The organism is Paraburkholderia sp. EG286B (genome assembly GCF_040965655.1).
In the GTDB taxonomy this organism is placed as follows: Bacteria; Pseudomonadota; Gammaproteobacteria; order Burkholderiales; family Burkholderiaceae; genus Paraburkholderia.
Genome location: NZ_JBFRCF010000025.1, coordinates 14,394 through 29,985, shown reverse-complemented (window position 1 = coordinate 29,985; position 15,592 = coordinate 14,394). Strand labels below are relative to the sequence as shown.

9 protein-coding genes and 2 pseudogenes are annotated in these 15,592 nt (G+C 60.6%); 7 read left to right on the top strand and 4 right to left on the bottom strand.

Annotated elements, in window-relative coordinates; genetic code table 11:
• Nucleotides 1-197 precede the first annotated feature (197 nt).
• Complete coding sequence (locus tag AB4Y42_RS36040) at nt 198-488, top strand: co-chaperone GroES (protein WP_167053534.1); 291 nt, start codon at nt 198-200, stop codon at nt 486-488.
• Between the two features lie 26 nt (nt 489-514).
• Nucleotides 515-2,149 (top strand): chaperonin GroEL, encoded by a 1,635-nt coding sequence (gene groL, locus AB4Y42_RS36035; protein WP_368696866.1) that lies wholly within the window; start codon nt 515-517, stop codon nt 2,147-2,149.
• Between the two features lie 353 nt (nt 2,150-2,502).
• Here the strand turns inward: groL and AB4Y42_RS36030 are convergent, their stop codons facing one another.
• Entirely contained in the window at nt 2,503-5,436 is a 2,934-nt protein-coding gene (locus tag AB4Y42_RS36030; RefSeq protein ID WP_368696865.1) for a Tn3 family transposase, read from the bottom strand.
• 487 nt (nt 5,437-5,923) lie between these two features.
• On the opposite strand from AB4Y42_RS36030, the pseudogene AB4Y42_RS36025 reads away from it, so the two are divergent.
• A pseudogene (locus tag AB4Y42_RS36025) lies at nt 5,924-6,399 on the top strand (transposase); the annotation flags it as partial.
• Between the two features lie 10 nt (nt 6,400-6,409).
• Here AB4Y42_RS36025 and AB4Y42_RS36020 read toward each other — a convergent pair.
• The 3 genes and pseudogenes from AB4Y42_RS36020 to AB4Y42_RS36010 form a co-directional block, all read right to left on the bottom strand.
• A pseudogene (locus tag AB4Y42_RS36020) lies at nt 6,410-6,730 on the bottom strand (transposase); the annotation flags it as partial.
• A 784-nt stretch (nt 6,731-7,514) separates the two neighbouring features.
• A complete protein-coding gene (locus AB4Y42_RS36015; RefSeq protein WP_368696864.1) occupies nt 7,515-8,720 on the bottom strand; it encodes a mechanosensitive ion channel family protein in 1,206 nt (401 codons plus the stop codon).
• A gap of 951 nt (nt 8,721-9,671) precedes the next feature.
• Nucleotides 9,672-10,355, bottom strand: coding sequence for a TetR/AcrR family transcriptional regulator (locus tag AB4Y42_RS36010; RefSeq protein ID WP_368696863.1), 684 nt, complete (start codon nt 10,353-10,355; stop codon nt 9,672-9,674).
• A 342-nt stretch (nt 10,356-10,697) separates the two neighbouring features.
• On the opposite strand from AB4Y42_RS36010, the gene AB4Y42_RS36005 reads away from it, so the two are divergent.
• From AB4Y42_RS36005 to AB4Y42_RS35990, 4 genes are read left to right on the top strand one after another with little or no spacing between them, the layout of a single operon-like run.
• On the top strand, nt 10,698-12,215 hold the full coding sequence (locus AB4Y42_RS36005; protein ID WP_368696885.1) for a DHA2 family efflux MFS transporter permease subunit: 1,518 nt from the start codon (nt 10,698-10,700) through the stop codon (nt 12,213-12,215).
• Nucleotides 12,216-12,236: 21 nt separating this feature from the next.
• A complete protein-coding gene (locus AB4Y42_RS36000; protein ID WP_368696862.1) occupies nt 12,237-12,674 on the top strand; it encodes a MarR family winged helix-turn-helix transcriptional regulator in 438 nt (145 codons plus the stop codon).
• A 52-nt stretch (nt 12,675-12,726) separates the two neighbouring features.
• Nucleotides 12,727-14,235 (top strand): efflux transporter outer membrane subunit, encoded by a 1,509-nt coding sequence (locus tag AB4Y42_RS35995; protein WP_368696884.1) that lies wholly within the window; start codon nt 12,727-12,729, stop codon nt 14,233-14,235.
• 35 nt (nt 14,236-14,270) lie between these two features.
• Nucleotides 14,271-15,581, top strand: coding sequence for an HlyD family efflux transporter periplasmic adaptor subunit (locus AB4Y42_RS35990; RefSeq protein WP_368696861.1), 1,311 nt, complete (start codon nt 14,271-14,273; stop codon nt 15,579-15,581).
• Nucleotides 15,582-15,592: the final 11 nt, after the last annotated feature.

The following is a 15,592-nucleotide window of genomic DNA, read 5'->3' as shown; positions in this document are numbered from 1 at the left end:
CTTCTTTTCCTCTCTCCCTTTGCCGTTTTCCACTTCCGCGCGATATCGATAAGCCCGTTCGCTAGATATCGATCTGCCAATCCGTTATTGGAGCGGCGCGCGCCGGCTTTCTATACTCGGTTTTCCATCAGCACTCGCAAGAGGCGAGTGCCAGTTTCACCGCGAATAACCGAGAGATAACTGCAAGGAAGCCACCCATGAGCCTGCGCCCACTGCACGATCGCGTGATCGTCAAACGACTCGACCAGGAAACCCGCACCGCGTCGGGCATCGTCATTCCCGATAGCGCCGCCGAAAAGCCCGACCAGGGCGAAGTGCTGGCCGTGGGGCCGGGCCGCCGCGACAACGATGGCCGTCGCATTGCGCCGGACCTGAGCGTGGGCGACCGCGTGCTGTTCGGCAAATACGCGGGCCAGACCGTGAAGGTTGACGGCAACGAACTCCTCGTGCTGCGCGAAGAAGACATCGTCGCAGTCGTCAATCAATAAGCGAGAACCTGAGAGAGCAAGTCATCATGGCAGCCAAAGACATCGTATTCGGCGATATCGCCCGCACCAAACTCATCGAAGGCGTGAACCTGCTCGCCGACGCCGTCAAGGTCACGCTCGGCCCGAAGGGCCGCAACGTCGTGCTCGAACGCAGCTTCGGCGCGCCCGTCGTGACGAAGGACGGCGTTTCGGTCGCCAAGGAAATCGAACTGGCCGACAAGCTCCAGAATATCGGCGCGCAGGTCGTGAAGGAAGTCGCCTCGAAAACGAGCGACGCAGCGGGCGACGGCACGACGACCGCCACCGTGCTTGCGCAGGCGATCGTGCGCGAAGGGCAGAAGTACGTGGCGGCGGGGCTCAACCCGCTCGACCTGAAGCGCGGCATCGACAAGGCCGTGGTGGCCGCTGTGGAAGAACTCAAGAAGATCAGCAAGCCCACCACGACGAGCAAGGAGATTGCGCAGGTCGCGACGATTTCGGCCAACGGCGAGGAGTCGATTGGTCAGCGTATTGCCGAGGCGATCGATCGCGTAGGCAAGGAAGGCGTGATCACGGTGGAAGACGGCAAGTCGCTCGCCGATGAACTCGACGTCGTGGAGGGCCTGCAGTTCGATCGCGGCTATCTCTCGCCGTACTTCATCAATAACCCGGACAAGCAGGTCGCCGAACTCGACAATCCGTTCATCCTCCTGCACGACAAGAAGATCTCGAACATTCGCGACCTGCTGCCACTGCTCGAACAGGTGGCGAAGGCCGGGCGCCCGCTGCTGCTGATTGCCGAGGATATCGAGGGCGAGGCGCTCGCCACGCTCGTCGTCAACAACATTCGCGGCGTGCTGAAGACGGTGGCCGTGAAAGCGCCCGGCTTCGGCGACCGCCGCAAGGCGCTGCTTGAAGACATCGCGATCCTCACGGGCGGCCAGGTGGTCGCCGAGGAAACGGGCCTCACGCTCGAGAAGGCCACGCTCCAGGAACTGGGCCAGGCCAAGCGCATCGAGGTGGGCAAGGAAAACACCACGGTGATCGACGGCGCGGGCGAAGCGGGCGCCATCGAGGCGCGCGTGAAGCAGATTCGCGTGCAGATCGAGGAAGCGACCTCCGACTACGACCGCGAGAAGCTGCAAGAGCGCGTGGCGAAGCTGGCGGGCGGCGTGGCCGTCATCAAGGTGGGCGGCGCCACCGAGATCGAAGTGAAGGAAAAGAAGGACCGCGTGGACGATGCGCTGCATGCCACGCGCGCGGCCGTGGAGGAGGGCATCGTGCCGGGTGGCGGCGTGGCGCTGATCCGCGTGCGTCAGGCGATCCTCGACCTGAAGGGCAGGAACGCCGACCAGACGGCGGGCGTGAAGATCGTGCTGCGCGCGCTAGAAGAGCCGCTGCGCCAGATCGTGAGCAACGCGGGCGAAGAAGCGAGCGTGGTGGCGGCGAAGGTCGCGGAAGGCACGGGCAACTTCGGTTACGACGCGGCGACCGGCGAATATGGCGATCTCGTCGAAAAGGGCGTGCTCGATCCGACCAAGGTCACGCGCACGGCACTGCAAAACGCGGCTTCGGTGGCCGGTCTGCTGCTCACGACCGATGCCACGGTGCACGAAGCGCCGAAAGCTCAGTCGGCACAGGCGCCGGTGGGCGGCCCTGGCGGCGCCGATCTCGGCTTCTAGGCAGGTATTGCCAGGCTAACGGGGGAAGGCCGCCCGGCGTGACGCCAGTTGCGGCCTGTGCCGTTTGCAGTGCGTGACCTATATGGGGTAATCGTCCTTTTCGTGCAAAATCTGGCGGTTATGTCTATTTTGTCTTTTAAAATCAATGCAGTATGCGACTCCCGAATTTCCGGACCTCATCTCTTTGAAGCAGGATCTGGCGATTCATGCGCCCGCCGTTCCCGTTGACGCTGCGTAGTGGCGTGTGGCCTCGGCGGCGAGACGTGCGTCTTCCGGGTTCGCTGTTCGATCTCATTCCGCTAGGAGATAGCGGCCTCAACGCATGTTCATCACCGCTCCTTCGTGGGCCCGCCTCACAATCTGGCCGTGCGCCGCCACGGCGCCGCATCCAGCAGCATCTCCCGATAGCGTTCGATCGGAAAGCTCATCATCCCCCGGAAATTTACGTGCGCGAAGTGCGCCGGCCCCAGCCGGCGCAACCAGTCGTCGCCAATGCCTTGACCTTTGCTACGCCAACCGTCAAGGGTCGCCTGCATACGCTGCGTATTCCACGCAATCACCACGTTTGTCAGCAGCGTCAACGAGCCGGATATCGCAATCATTTCATCGCGGCGCCGTCCGCGCTCTGGCGCGACCTTGCCGGTGTAGATCGCGCGCTGCAACTGATGAACCGATTCTCCCCGGTTAAGCAACGTATGCATTTCGCGCCGAAACTCCACGTTGCTGAAGTAATCACACAGGAATAGCGTGCGTAGTAGCCTGCCGAGGTGGTCTGCCGCCCGGTGCACAGGATCGCCCTGTGCCGCGCTTCCGAACCGCTGTAAAGCGACTATCGCGCTCACGCGGCCAGCATGAATCGATGCGACGACACGCAGCAGTCCGTCCCAGCTATCACGAATCGCCTTGATGGACACCTCGTTGGCGGCGATGGCTGCCAGCCCCGCTGGTGCGACCATGCCTCTGGGCAGATGCAGTTTGCGTTCCGAGAGGTTGCGCAGTCGAGGGCAAAGGTCAAAACCAAGCAGCTTCGACACTGTCATCCCTACGTTCGTGTATCCATGCGTGTCTACACAAAGCCGCTGCAATCCGCCATCGTCACGGTTCTCGTTGTGGCGGGTCACGCCCTCGATCGCTACTCCAGCCTGGCGTTCGTTCAGCACGATGGGTTGGTTATAGACAATGCCGTGCTGGTCCAGCACGTGCGTGTACATGCCCACCGCATGGGTGCGACGTCGCGGATCGACCCGCGCATAAAAGAGGTGCGGTGACGTATCGAGGCTCATCGAGTCGCTTGATGCCTGCCGTCCAGAGCCCCAGAGTTCCGTAATCGGATGCGTGCGCTGGAATTCCACCACGCGGTCATTCGCACGTGACAGCCGCCCGGGCATCTCAAGGAGACGCATTGCCGTCGAAATATGCGCCGGGTCCAGTTTCGGGATCATGGCCGCGACGTTCGTGGCGTCCAGGTCAGTGCCGTGCGCGATCAACGCAGCGTACAGCGAGACGAGTTCGTTCGCATCTCGTGCCTTGCGTGCCAGGAGCACTTCGCTGAAGCCGGTGTGGGCATCCATCTCCATGATCATGTCGGCGAACTGCGCGGTACCAATCTCGCTGAATATCAGATCCCGTGTACGTTTAGGTATCCCATCCATTGGCAACGCTTCGAGTGCTGAGAGATGCAGCGCGCGGTCGGGGCCGATCGTGACGCGGCCTGCTTCTCGTGCTTCCTCCAGGGCCGCCAGCGCGGCCTTCAGGTGTTCCGTCAGCCGTTCGAGGAACGGATCCGCAGTTCCCGGCAACCCGAGCGAGGAAAGATAGCGGTTGTGATCGCCTTCCCACTGCGCGTGCGGGATCAGCAACTGATCGCGCTCACGGAACGACAGGCTGTGGTTGACCCAGACCGAGCCGCGGCGAAGCCCCTTGCGCAGACCCGTGATTGCGGATGCCTCCAGCGCCCGCAACGCTCGCGTCCGATCGTCGCCCTTGACTAGATCGCGCCAGGCCGCGCTGACCGGCACATCGCAGTCGAGCGGCAATTCGGTTACGCCGCTGTCACGCAGTGTGCCGACAAGCTTGAGCTGTCGGAGACTCGGCTCCGCTTCGCGGCCCACGAAGCCTAGCTCACGTAACGGCCCCATCAGATTTCGGATGCGGTGGTGATCGTCGGTCAGCGCTTCGCGAACGCTCGCTGCGTGACTTGCAGGCGGCTTGTCTGCGAGATTCGCAAGCAGCTTGTCTATATCGTCGAGCCGTTCTTGCGCCGTACGCCTGCTATCCCGAACCAGCGCCTTGATCGCGACCAGTTGCTGCCGGTATTCAACAGCGGAGTGCGCCTGCCGAACGGTCGTGCGGTCGTAAGCCTGCCGCACGAGGTCAGAAACCCGGCGCCCCGTTTGATAAAGTAGCGCGTCCGTCAGCTCGAGCAGAGTGACATGCAGGAAAAAGATCAACTCGATCGTGCGGGTCGACTCCTTAAGTTCGCGTACTTTCGCAGGACGGCGAGCCTGAACGCGCTGCGCGTACGCTCGCTGCTTTTCGATCGGTACGACATCCAGCTGCCATTCGTGCACGCCGAGGTCCTTCAGGAGGCGGATTTTCGCAAGTGTTTCGGTGATGGTGGACGGACTGTGTCGAGCGGGCGGAGTCTTGAGCCATTCCAGTATCGTCATGCCCGAACTGCCATGCCGTGCGGAAAGAAGCGCATCGGCGCGCACGCGCTGCGCTTTCGGCACGACCGCCTCGATCAGTGCGAGCAGGTCGCGCTCGACCTCTGCCCAGATCGATCGCGCAAGATCACGCAACTTCCGTTCCGCCGGAATCAGGATGCGACGTTCGTAGAGCCAGTGGTGGACATGCTGGATCAGATCATCCATTGAGAGAGTCTCGGCGGCATCCTGCTCCATCCATGCAGCAACGTCGACCAGCTGGCCCTGGCCATGCGACGTCAGCCCGAGGTATTCGCAGGCCCAAACCTGATGATCGTATTGCGTCTTGTAGCGCTGGTACAGCGTGCGCAACGAGGCGATCGTCGGAATGGGCAAGCTGAGCCGTTCGCCGATGTAGCGCAGCAACTGACGTGGGAGGGTGCCAACATGATCGAGCGTGCGTCCGCTTGCGCGCAGAAACACCAACTGAATGGCAGCGCCAGCGCGCCGATCGCTCCGGAAACGCTCGTTAAGCGCGGCGATGTCGCTATCAGTCAGCGCGAAGTAGCGTTCGACATCCAATTCCGACAACCTCGAGGGCAGACGATGCTGCCCCACATAGCGAAACGCCAGTCCCGGCATGGCTTGCCTCCCGTCGGAGGGCGATTCGAAATCGCGGGCGGCTAGGTTACCGCAGATCGCCGCCAAGCCTGCCGATAGTCGTCTGGATCGCCCGCTGAGCCTTGCCGCTAAAGGCGTCTAGGAGGAAGCGCCAGATTTTGCACGAAAAGGACGATTACCCCCTGCTCAATCTCATGTCCACAGTTACGCCCGCGGCGTTCAGTAATTAACAAGATTAGTTGAAGTCGTAGATTAGATTACAACTTTAGTTGACGCCGAAGCCTTTGCTATTAACAACTTTAATTGAAATGCAAACAGACCGTTTCGCTTTACGCGGTGGGCCTCTGAGTTAGATTTTGCATCGCGCTGCAGTGTTAACAACTTTAGTTGTGCAAGCGCCCGCTCGCTCGCACAACTAAAGAGAGGTGGCCGCGCAAAATCGGACAGCGGGATAAGTGGAACGGCCGGGGCCTGAGCCAGCGACAATGCAGGCAAAGGAACCGAGGAAATGACGAAACGAACCCGACGCACGCACTCAGCGGCGTTCAAAGCGAAAGTGGCCCTGGCGGCAGTCAAGGGCGAGCGCACGCTCGCCGAACTGGCGCAGCAGTTCGATGTGCATCCGAACCAGATCACGGAATGGAAACGGCAGTTGCAGGAGCGTGCGGCTGACGTGTTCGGTGCGGCCGGCCCGGTGTCGAGCGAGCCACCGGTGGACGTGAAGACCCTGCACGCCAAGATCGGCCAACTCAGCCTGGAAATTGATTTTTTAAGCGGTGCGCTCACCAAGGCGGGATTGCTGAGCGCAAAGCGATGATTGACCGTGGCCATGCGTTGCCGGTTTCGCAGCAAGTCCGGCTTGTTGGCATCGCGAGATCGAGCGCATATTACCGGGCGCGGCCTGTCAGCGAAGTCGATCAACGTCTGATGCGACGGATCGACGAACTGCATCTGGAGTTCCCATTTGCCGGTGCACGGATGCTGGCGCGCCTGCACGCATGGATGGGCGCGATGCCGCTTCACAGATCGCCTCGGCATCGGCAAAGTCGTCTTTATTGCTTTTGACGAACGGCCGAACGAGGTGTGGGGCGATGAGCCGGACTTGATGGCCAAAACCACTTAGCGTGCGCGCCATGAAATGCGCGCCGGCGCAGGCCTCCATCGCAATCGTACAGATAGGAAAATTTGCGAATAGCTCGACAAGCTGCCTGCGCGTCACCTTCCTCCGAAAGACCTCTCTACCCTTTCTGTCTTGGGCGTGCAGGTGAAACGAATGTTTGCCAAGATCGATTCCGACGAGCGTCACTTCTTCCATGATGGTTCCCCTCGGTGATTGCCTCCGTAGCGTACTCTTGCCGCGGAGGCGGGGGCGACCATTCCATTAACACAGTCTTATGCCTACCCGTTAGTTTAAGCGGGAGACTGTGTCCGGCGATTCAGGGGGCCGCTCCAAAGAATCAACTCGTGCCCTCAGCCTACGGCTGCTGCCGCGCAAGGCGCGGGAAGGACGGGGAGGACGTCAAAGGCCGCTAGCGACTACGCGTAGTGCGTCAAAGAAATCAAAGGGAAGATTAAAGAATATTTCCCTGGTCAAACAGTACGTTTCTGCTCCAACGAGAAAAATACCTGCCAAAGTAGCGATTGCCACGACGGAAGACAGAGATTTCAGGTTGAAATCGGAAGTGCATACATCACGCTTTTTTCTACTATTGCTCATTTTCTCAAAGAACTACATGAATACTACGGGGCACGCAATCGAATTTGGCAACTAGTTAGGCCATGGTCCTAAGCAAACGGAGTTGCTCTCCATCAGTAAGCGCACTTGGCATCTGCCGCTCGGCGTGGCGAACGACAGCCGGTATACTGCGTGCCAGTTTAGGTAGGTGCGAAGTGAGAAGTTCGCCTTTCCGCGTGATCTCGCGAGGGTCCTATCAAGCGTCGTTTCTCAAGATGTTGGACCAATCGAGAAATGCGGGGGACGCTCCGTATCCGAGCAGTCTAGCCACACACTGCAAGGAGATGGCCTGGCTTTGCATCGTTTGACGTACTTTCCGCGCCTTGCGCGGCAGCCGTGAGTTGAGGACGGGGAAGGCGTCAAATCATGCTAACTTGTGATGGATTGCCTCGATACAGCGATGCAGCCACTGCATCAATCCATTCTCTGCCGTGTGGACCTCTGGGGACATATGCATCAGGGCTTGTCCTTTCCGTTCGCGTGCCTCAAGCCTTGCAGCGAAAGCGTGTGCGACGTCGGAATGTTGTTTAAGGAGATTCACAACGGCGTGGTCTGGTAATTCATAGACGATTACGTAGGTCCGTGCAACGAATGTAACCATTGAAGCAACACCCGCGATTGGTCCGCTCTCGCCAAAGTATTCTCGAGGACCAAGACGGACGATGTCGCTGTGGCCACCAGAGTCTTCCGTTGCGGTTGCCGCGACGACGCCATACCCGACAATTGAAATAGATTGCGAGCACGCTCCGGCGTTAAGCAGCACTTGTCCGGGTGCGTATTCGCGCCGAACCAGAGATTTGGCTAGTTGAATCCGTTGGTCTTTAGAAAGCATCCCGAATACACCAATAGCTTCAGTTAGTCGATATGCGAGTGTTCCGCCTGGGATGTCGGCGAATTCGTTCCCGTGTTCTAGTTGAGCGGCAAACGACTCCAGATGGCGATGAGCTGCGTCATAGAATTTGTTCAGCACCTCTACTTCTGATCGCTCACCTGTTCTGAAAAAGGTGACTTCGTAGGTGGTTGTTTTTCGGCCGATCGAGATCGTAGCCACGCTCGGTTTAGGATCTTTGGAGATGCCAACACAGGTCTGCAGGGCGAGTTCGAGGGCGTGCACAACATCAGACGGTCGAAGCTGCGTCGTGGTCTCAAACTTGGCGACTGTTGCGTGAGGACCGAGAGGGAAGCTGTGGTTTACGATTCGCGATTTGGCGATGACGCTGTTTGGCACGACGACCATATCGCGGTTTGCTTTGGCTATGTGGGTCGCGCGCCAGGTAACTTCAACAACTTCACCGTCCGCTACCTCATCTAACGTTACGCAATCTCCGACACGATAGGGAGACGTAGCGTTAATCAACAAACCGGAAAAAAGGTCTGAAAGGGTGCTTTGGAGAGCGAGGCCAAGGACGATGGCTAAGGCGCCAGAGGTTGCCAGGACTCCTTTGAGCGGGATGTCGAACACATCGGCGACAATCGCGATCACTGCTCCAAGATAGAGCAGGGCTGCGATTACGTCCAGCGTGAACCGGTTCTGACGTAGTCGATAGCCAACAACGTAGTAGGTTCGCACTACGGCCATAATCGTCGCGGCTGCTAACAGCCACCATCCCGTTTCAAGGACTCCGTGGAGAAAGCGAACGGCTGGGTCCGAAAATCGATGCGCGGCTTGGGTGGGGACGATGCCATATCGAAGCATCGACACTGTCAGAAGCACGAATAGGGCACATTTTAGTGCCGCATGCAGCACGGGCCGCCGTCGGCCAGGCGACCAAAGCAGAACCAATACATTTATCACGGCTGCTCCGCATGGATAGAGTATCTGGTTCAATGGCTTGTTCACGGTAGTGGGCTATGACTCAATAGCGATGGGCGTTACCGCTCGCTATGGCCGAAATGGCTCATATGGGCCGACGGCCATGAGCGGAACATCGGAGCCCGTATATTGCATCGCAGGTTTCCTCCCCGTAAGTCGGAAGCCGAGAGATTCACCGTTGCGGTAGCAGTAACGGTGGCACCTTGATTGGCGCGCAGGCAAGTTCTACGCGACGTATCGGGCGCGCCTTGGCTGGCGGCGCTATTCAGTAGGACGCGTCCACGGAGTCGCAGGCTTAATGCAGCCCTAATTAATCGCGCACACGAAATTCTGTGAATGAATTTCCCAGGCAGAAAATGCGAGTAACGGAATGAGCCTGCTTTGAGTGTGGCGCGTAGCGGTGCGCATGTCGTCAGGCTCGTCGCTGTCCTCAGAACCGCTGCCGCTTGACGGCTGCGTTCTCAGGTTCCGGCGGCCTGCAATTGCTCTCGCTTCGTAGAATCGCGATTTCATTCCCGCATCCCGGGTTGTGCGGGCTATGGCGGTGCCAAGGTGTTCGAGGACCACGCCGCGATTGGCGTGCTCGTTGCACGGTACGACTTGAAGCACGCCCTCGCCGCAGCGCGCGCCACTAGCCACCGTCAAGGACGTGCTTGATGGGCCAAATAAGAAACAGGAGTGGTTATTCGGTGGCGCCTGACAGTCATGTCAGCCAGTTGCGGTGCTTTTTTGGAAAGCGCGCAGAAATGCAGTGACGGCGTCGTTTGCCCATCGGTCCCGCTGGGCTGCGGAGGCGGGGGAATCGGGGTGCGTCAGGCATTGCATCTGGGCTTCACCACGCACCATATTCACAAAGAGCGAGGCTGCAGTATCGCGTCCCATGCCACCGAGGTCCACTTCCCCTCTTGACTCGGCAGTTTCCAGCGCCTTCGCGACGGCATTGTTCATGGCACCTGGTCCAGCTAGATAAAAACGTCTTCCAAGTTCGGGAAACCGAGGTGCTTCCGAGATAATCGCACGATACAGTGCCAGTCCATCGCGCGACAGCAAAAGCTCCAGGTACGCCTGCGCGATCGCGTTCAGGATTTTCGCGAGGCCCTTCCCTGGGAATGTGTGCTTGCAGATCGCCTTCTGAAACAGCGCACATTCGGCTTCGACGACCGATACGAATAATGCTTCCTTATTCGGGTAGTGCGAATAAACCGTCGATTTCGATACCCCTGCGGCTTGCTGGATCATGTCGGTCGTCGCCGCGCTAAAACCATTAGCCAGGAACACCGCCCTTGCTCCAGCAAGAACAACGCGTGCCTTTTCGGACTGAGTTTCTGCCCGATCGGGCGAGAGGGACTTGGAAGATGGGGTTGTCTTCGAACGCCCCGAGGAGATCGCCATGTGTTTGACCGCGCCTGAAGTAAAACGGGACGATACCACAGGAACAGTCCGGGCCGAACTAGCCGGTACGTGACGAGTTTGCGTTCAAGCCCTGAAAATATGGAATGAACCGGCGGGGCCTTGACAGTACCGAACCGATCGGTTTAGTATCGGTCCCATCTTGTTCCTGATCCAGCGCTGCCTCGGCTATTGATCGGGCTAGGTGACCGTGTCATCTTTTTCTATCAGATATCTGACTTGTCAGATAAATGACGGACTCGACGATAGTCGCCCGTCAACTTTCCGAAAGGACGCAACATGAACCCGCCGAAACCCGTTAGTACTCCGGCCCCATTGGTTGGCATGCAGTTCTTGCTGGGTACGTTCGCCGTGGCGCTTGCCACCTTCATGAACGTGCTCGACTCGTCGATCGCCAACGTCGCGATCCCGACTCTCTCTGGCGACCTCGGCGTCTCGGTCGACGAAGGCACGTGGGTCATCACGGTGTTCTCCGCGGCCAACGCGGTGGCGATTCCTCTGACCGGGTGGCTGACGCAGCGGGTTGGGCAGGTGAAGTTGTTTGTCGCGGCGATCCTGCTGTTCGTGGTGTCCTCGGCGGCCTGCGGCCTCGCGCCCAACCTGCCGGTGCTGCTGGCGGCCCGGGTGGTGCAAGGCGCGGTGGCCGGTCCGCTGATTCCGCTGTCGCAGGCGCTGCTGCTCGCTTCGTTTCCCAAGGAAAAAAGCGCCAGCGCGCTGTCACTGTGGTCGATGACCGCGACGGTCGGGCCGATTGCCGGCCCGGCGCTCGGTGGCTGGATCACGGACAACTACAGCTGGTCGTGGATCTTCTACATCAACGTGCCGGTGGGCCTGTTCGCCGCCGCAGTAGTCTGGATGCTCTATCGTAACCGCGAAACGCCGTCGCGCAAGCTTCCGATCGACAAGGTCGGGTTGCTTTCGCTCATCGTCTGGGTGGGCGCGCTGCAGATCATGCTCGACAAGGGCAAGGACCTCGCCTGGTTTGAATCTCCGACCATCTGGATACTCACGATCGTCGCGGTGCTCGGCTTCCTGTTCTTCCTGATCTGGGAACTGACCGAGGTCAAGCCGATCATCGATCTGCGTCTCTTTGCGGGACGCAACTTCCTGGGCGGCACGGTGGCGATTTCGGTCGCGTACGCCGTCTTCTTCGCGAACCTCGTGATCCTGCCCACCTGGATTCAGGAGTACCTGGGTTACCGGGCTGTGGATGCGGGTATCGTGACGGCACCGCTTGGTATCTTCGCTGTGCTGCTCGCCCCGGTGATGGGCAAGATGATGCCGAAGTCGGACCCGAGGGTGCTGGCCACGCTGGCCTTTCTTGGCTTTGCCGGCGTGTTCGTCATGCGTTCGTGGTACGTGACGGGCGTGGACGTCTACTGGCTGGTGCTGCCGACGCTGCTGCAGGGCATCCCGATGGCGCTGTTCTTCACGCCGCTCACCGCCATCATCCTGTCGGGTTTGCCTCACGAGAAGATACCCGCGGCCGCGGGCCTCTCGAACTTCGTGCGGGTTTTCGCGGGTGCGGTAGGTACGTCGCTCCTCAGTAACACCTGGAACGATCGCACGATCCTGCATCATTCGCAGCTTGCCGAGCAGACGGGCGCGACGAACCCGGGCTACCTGCAGGCCCTCTCCGGCATCGAGACGGCATTGCACGCGAGCCTGTTCAAGGCCCAGACGTTCTTTGAAACACAACTGGGTGCGCAGGCGGCGATGCTAGGCCTGAACGACGTTTTCTGGCTGTCGGCGCTGATCTTTATCGTCATCATTCCGCTCATCTGGGTCACGAAGCCCAGCAAGGACGGAGCCGCGAGCGCAGCAGGCGCGGGCGGGCACTAGGAACGTCACGGGGAACTCGCCATGCATCACTACACTAGCGCATCCTTCTCTGCCGTGCAAAACATCGGGCACCAACTGGCCAGGGCAGGCAACCTGGTCACTGCCGAAATGGACTTGGCCCTGAAGGACCTTCGTATCACCAGCCGGCAACTGGGCATCCTCCTCGCAATGCAGCACCGCTCGGCCGCCACGCCGGTTGAGCTCGCGAAGATGCTGTCGATCGACGCGGGCCTGATGACGCGGATGCTCGACAAGCTGGAAGCGAACGACTTGCTCAAGCGTTCGCGCAGCACGTGCGATCGCCGTAGGGTCAACCTCGTGCTGACGGAGAGGGGACACGAAGTCGCGGCCGCAGTTCCGGAGTATGCGCCCAAGATGCTGAATGGGCGCCTGAAGCGATTCACGAACGCGGAGTTCGAAGAGCTGGGCCGCCTCCTGCAGAAGTTCATTGGAGAGTGAGCGCTATCGCGTGTCATCCATTTTTGTAGTCATAAATCTGATAGGTCAGAAAATGAAGGTGCAGATTAAAAGGCGCGACAGCAGCCTCCGCGCGATGAAAGGGGGGCTCTCGGTGACGCTAGCGGCGGTGCTTTCAGCCTGTGTGAATTATGCGGGCATCCACAGTGACAAGCATATGGCGCAGCCGCAACAGCTCGAGACGACCCAAAGCCTGCCCGCCGAGCAAGGTCACTGGCCGGCTGCCGATTGGGTCGACCAGTTCGGCGACGCACAGCTCAAGGCGCTGATTGCCGAAGCGCTGCAAGGCAGCCCGACGATCGAGGAGGCACGCGCACGCGTTGCCGAAGCGCAGGCTTATAGCCAGACCGCGAAGGCGGCCACGCTGCCGCGCGTCGACGCGGACTACTCACTGACCCGCCAGGAGTTCAGCGGCACCACGGTAGTCCCGCCTCCGTATCGGGGAGGCTGGGCGACAGAAAACAAGGGCCTGCTGAGCGCTTCGTACGATCTCGACCTGTGGGGCAAGAACCGCGAGGCGCTCAAGGCGGCCGTGTCGCAGGAGCAGGCGAGTTTGGCTGACGAGGAGCTCGTTAAGCTCACGCTGGACACCGCGATTGCACGCACCTATAACGACTTGGCTCGCCTCTACGCATTGCGCGATATAGCGCAACAGGAAGTGGGGCGCCGCGAGCTGATCGACCGTATCACGGCAAACCGTATCGCGACAGGCCTCGACACCGAAGTGGAGCGCAAGACCGCGCAAGCGAATCTCACTGCGAGCCAGGGCAATGTCGCCGCCCTCGACGGCAGCATCCTGACAACGCGCTATCAATTGGCCGCGCTGTTGGGCAAGGGCCCGGACCGGGGGCTGACGATCGCGCGGCCGGCGCTCGGCGTTGGCGACGAAGTGCGTCTTCCGGACAACCTGCCCGCCGATCTGGTGAGCCGGCGCCCGGACATTGTCGCGGCACGCTGGCGTGTCGACGCGATTACGCATGAAGTGAAGGAAGCGAAAGCCGAGTTCTATCCGGACATCAACCTGAGTGCGGCGATTGGGCTCGACGCGTTCGGTTTCGGCCAATTCCTGAATGCCGCTAGCCGCACCATGTCGGCGGGACCGGCAATCCACCTGCCAATCTTCGACGCGGGTGAGTTGCGTGCGAAATTGAGGGGCCGCTACGCCGAGTTCGACTATGCGGTGGCAGCCTATAACCAGACGCTCGTGCACGCGCTTTCCGATGTGGCCACCCAGCTTGCGCAGATCCGCTCGAGCGATGTGCAGCTCGTCGATGCCGTGGCTACGCAGCAGTCCGCCAAGGGCGCCGATGATCTGGCGATCACGCAGTACAAGGCCGGCCTCACCAACCAGCTCACCGTGCTCAACGCCGATGTCACGGCCCTGAACGCCGAACAGTCTGTCGCCAACCTGCAGATGGACCGACGCGACCAGCAGATCGAGCTCGCCTCGGCACTCGGCGGTGGCTACGTCGACACGTCTTCCGATGCCACACGCAGCGCGGATGCCTCTGTGCACGCAAACCCTGTCGTTGCCGCGCACTGAAGCGGCGTCTTCATAAGATTATCCGGAGAACTGAAATGAGTGAAACCAACACCCCCGAGCACACGGACGCTCGCCAGACCCAACCGAACAGCAATGTTTCAAACGCTACCCCCGCAGGTGCCGAACAGAACGCTACGCAGTCCGCCCCATCGGGCAAGCGCAAGCTATGGCTCGCGCTGCTGGGCATCGGCACGGTCGTGGCGGGTGCGGCATATGGTTCGTATTACTTCACCGTTGGGCAATATCACGAGTCCACCGACGACGCCTATGTCAACGGTAACCTCGTCCTGCTCACACCGCAGGTGACCGGCACGGTCAACGCCGTCAACACGGACGACACGCAGATCGTCAAAGTGGGTGAGCCGGTCGTGACGCTGGATGCGGCCGATTCGAGGATCACGCTCCTGAACGCCGAGGCAGCATTGGGGCAGGCCGTGCGCAAGGTGAGCACGCTCTACGTGAACAACGACTACTACGCGGCCAACATCGCGCAGCGCGAATCGGACCTCGTGCGAGCGAAGCAGGATTTACAGCGCCGGATCGCAGTCGAGAATACCGGGGCGGTGTCGGCGGAAGACGTCTCGCACGCGCAAGACACGGTGAATTCGACGCAGGCCGCGCTCGACGCGGCTCGCCAGCAGGCAATGTCGAACCTTGCCTTGACCGACCGCACGTCGATCGAACAGCATCCGGACGTCCAGGCCGCAGCCACGAAGGTTCGCGACGCGTACCTCAACTACGCGCGCAACGTGTTGCCCGCGCCGGTGACGGGGTACGTCGCACAGCGCTCCGTGCAGGTGGGCCAGCGTGTCGCCCCGGGTACGCCGCTGCTGTCGATCGTGCCGCTCGACGGCGTGTGGGTCGACGCGAACTTCAAGGAAGTGCAGCTACGCCGGATGCGCATCGGCCAGCCGGTCACGATGACGGCAGACGTCTACGGTTCTAGCGTGGTGTACCACGGACGCGTGATTGGCTTCTCGGCGGGCTCGGGCAGCGCGTTCGCGACCTTGCCCGCTCAGAACGCGACCGGCAACTGGATCAAGATCGTGCAGCGGCTACCGGTGCGCATCCAGCTCGACCCGAAGGAGCTCGAGGCGCATCCGCTGCGTATCGGGCTCTCAATGGACGTCGACGTGGGGACGCGCAACGACGACGGAACGCAGCTTGGCGCGGCGGTGAAAACGACCTATCACACCGACGTGTTCGCCCAGTACGGCGCACAGGCCGACGCTGAGATCGCGAGGATCATCGAGCAGAACGAAGTGGTGGCGCAGATCAAGGCGGTGCAGCCGGCTGCGAAGAACGTAGCGATGAGGATCCCGCCGGCCACGCTGGCGGCCCGCTGATCAACGGGGCA

What these genes read in the sequence shown, in the direction of transcription:
- AB4Y42_RS36040 (WP_167053534.1), top strand. Translation starts at nt 198, where the DNA reads ATGAGCCTGCGCCCACTGCACGATCGCGTGATCGTCAAACGACTCGAC.
- groL (WP_368696866.1), top strand. Translation starts at nt 515, where the DNA reads ATGGCAGCCAAAGACATCGTATTCGGCGATATCGCCCGCACCAAACTC.
- AB4Y42_RS36030 (WP_368696865.1), bottom strand. Translation starts at nt 5,436, where the DNA reads ATGCCGGGACTGGCGTTTCGCTATGTGGGGCAGCATCGTCTGCCCTCG.
- AB4Y42_RS36010 (WP_368696863.1), bottom strand. Translation starts at nt 10,355, where the DNA reads ATGGCGATCTCCTCGGGGCGTTCGAAGACAACCCCATCTTCCAAGTCC.
- AB4Y42_RS36005 (WP_368696885.1), top strand. Translation starts at nt 10,698, where the DNA reads ATGCAGTTCTTGCTGGGTACGTTCGCCGTGGCGCTTGCCACCTTCATG.
- AB4Y42_RS36000 (WP_368696862.1), top strand. Translation starts at nt 12,237, where the DNA reads ATGCATCACTACACTAGCGCATCCTTCTCTGCCGTGCAAAACATCGGG.
- AB4Y42_RS35995 (WP_368696884.1), top strand. Translation starts at nt 12,727, where the DNA reads ATGAAGGTGCAGATTAAAAGGCGCGACAGCAGCCTCCGCGCGATGAAA.
- AB4Y42_RS35990 (WP_368696861.1), top strand. Translation starts at nt 14,271, where the DNA reads ATGAGTGAAACCAACACCCCCGAGCACACGGACGCTCGCCAGACCCAA.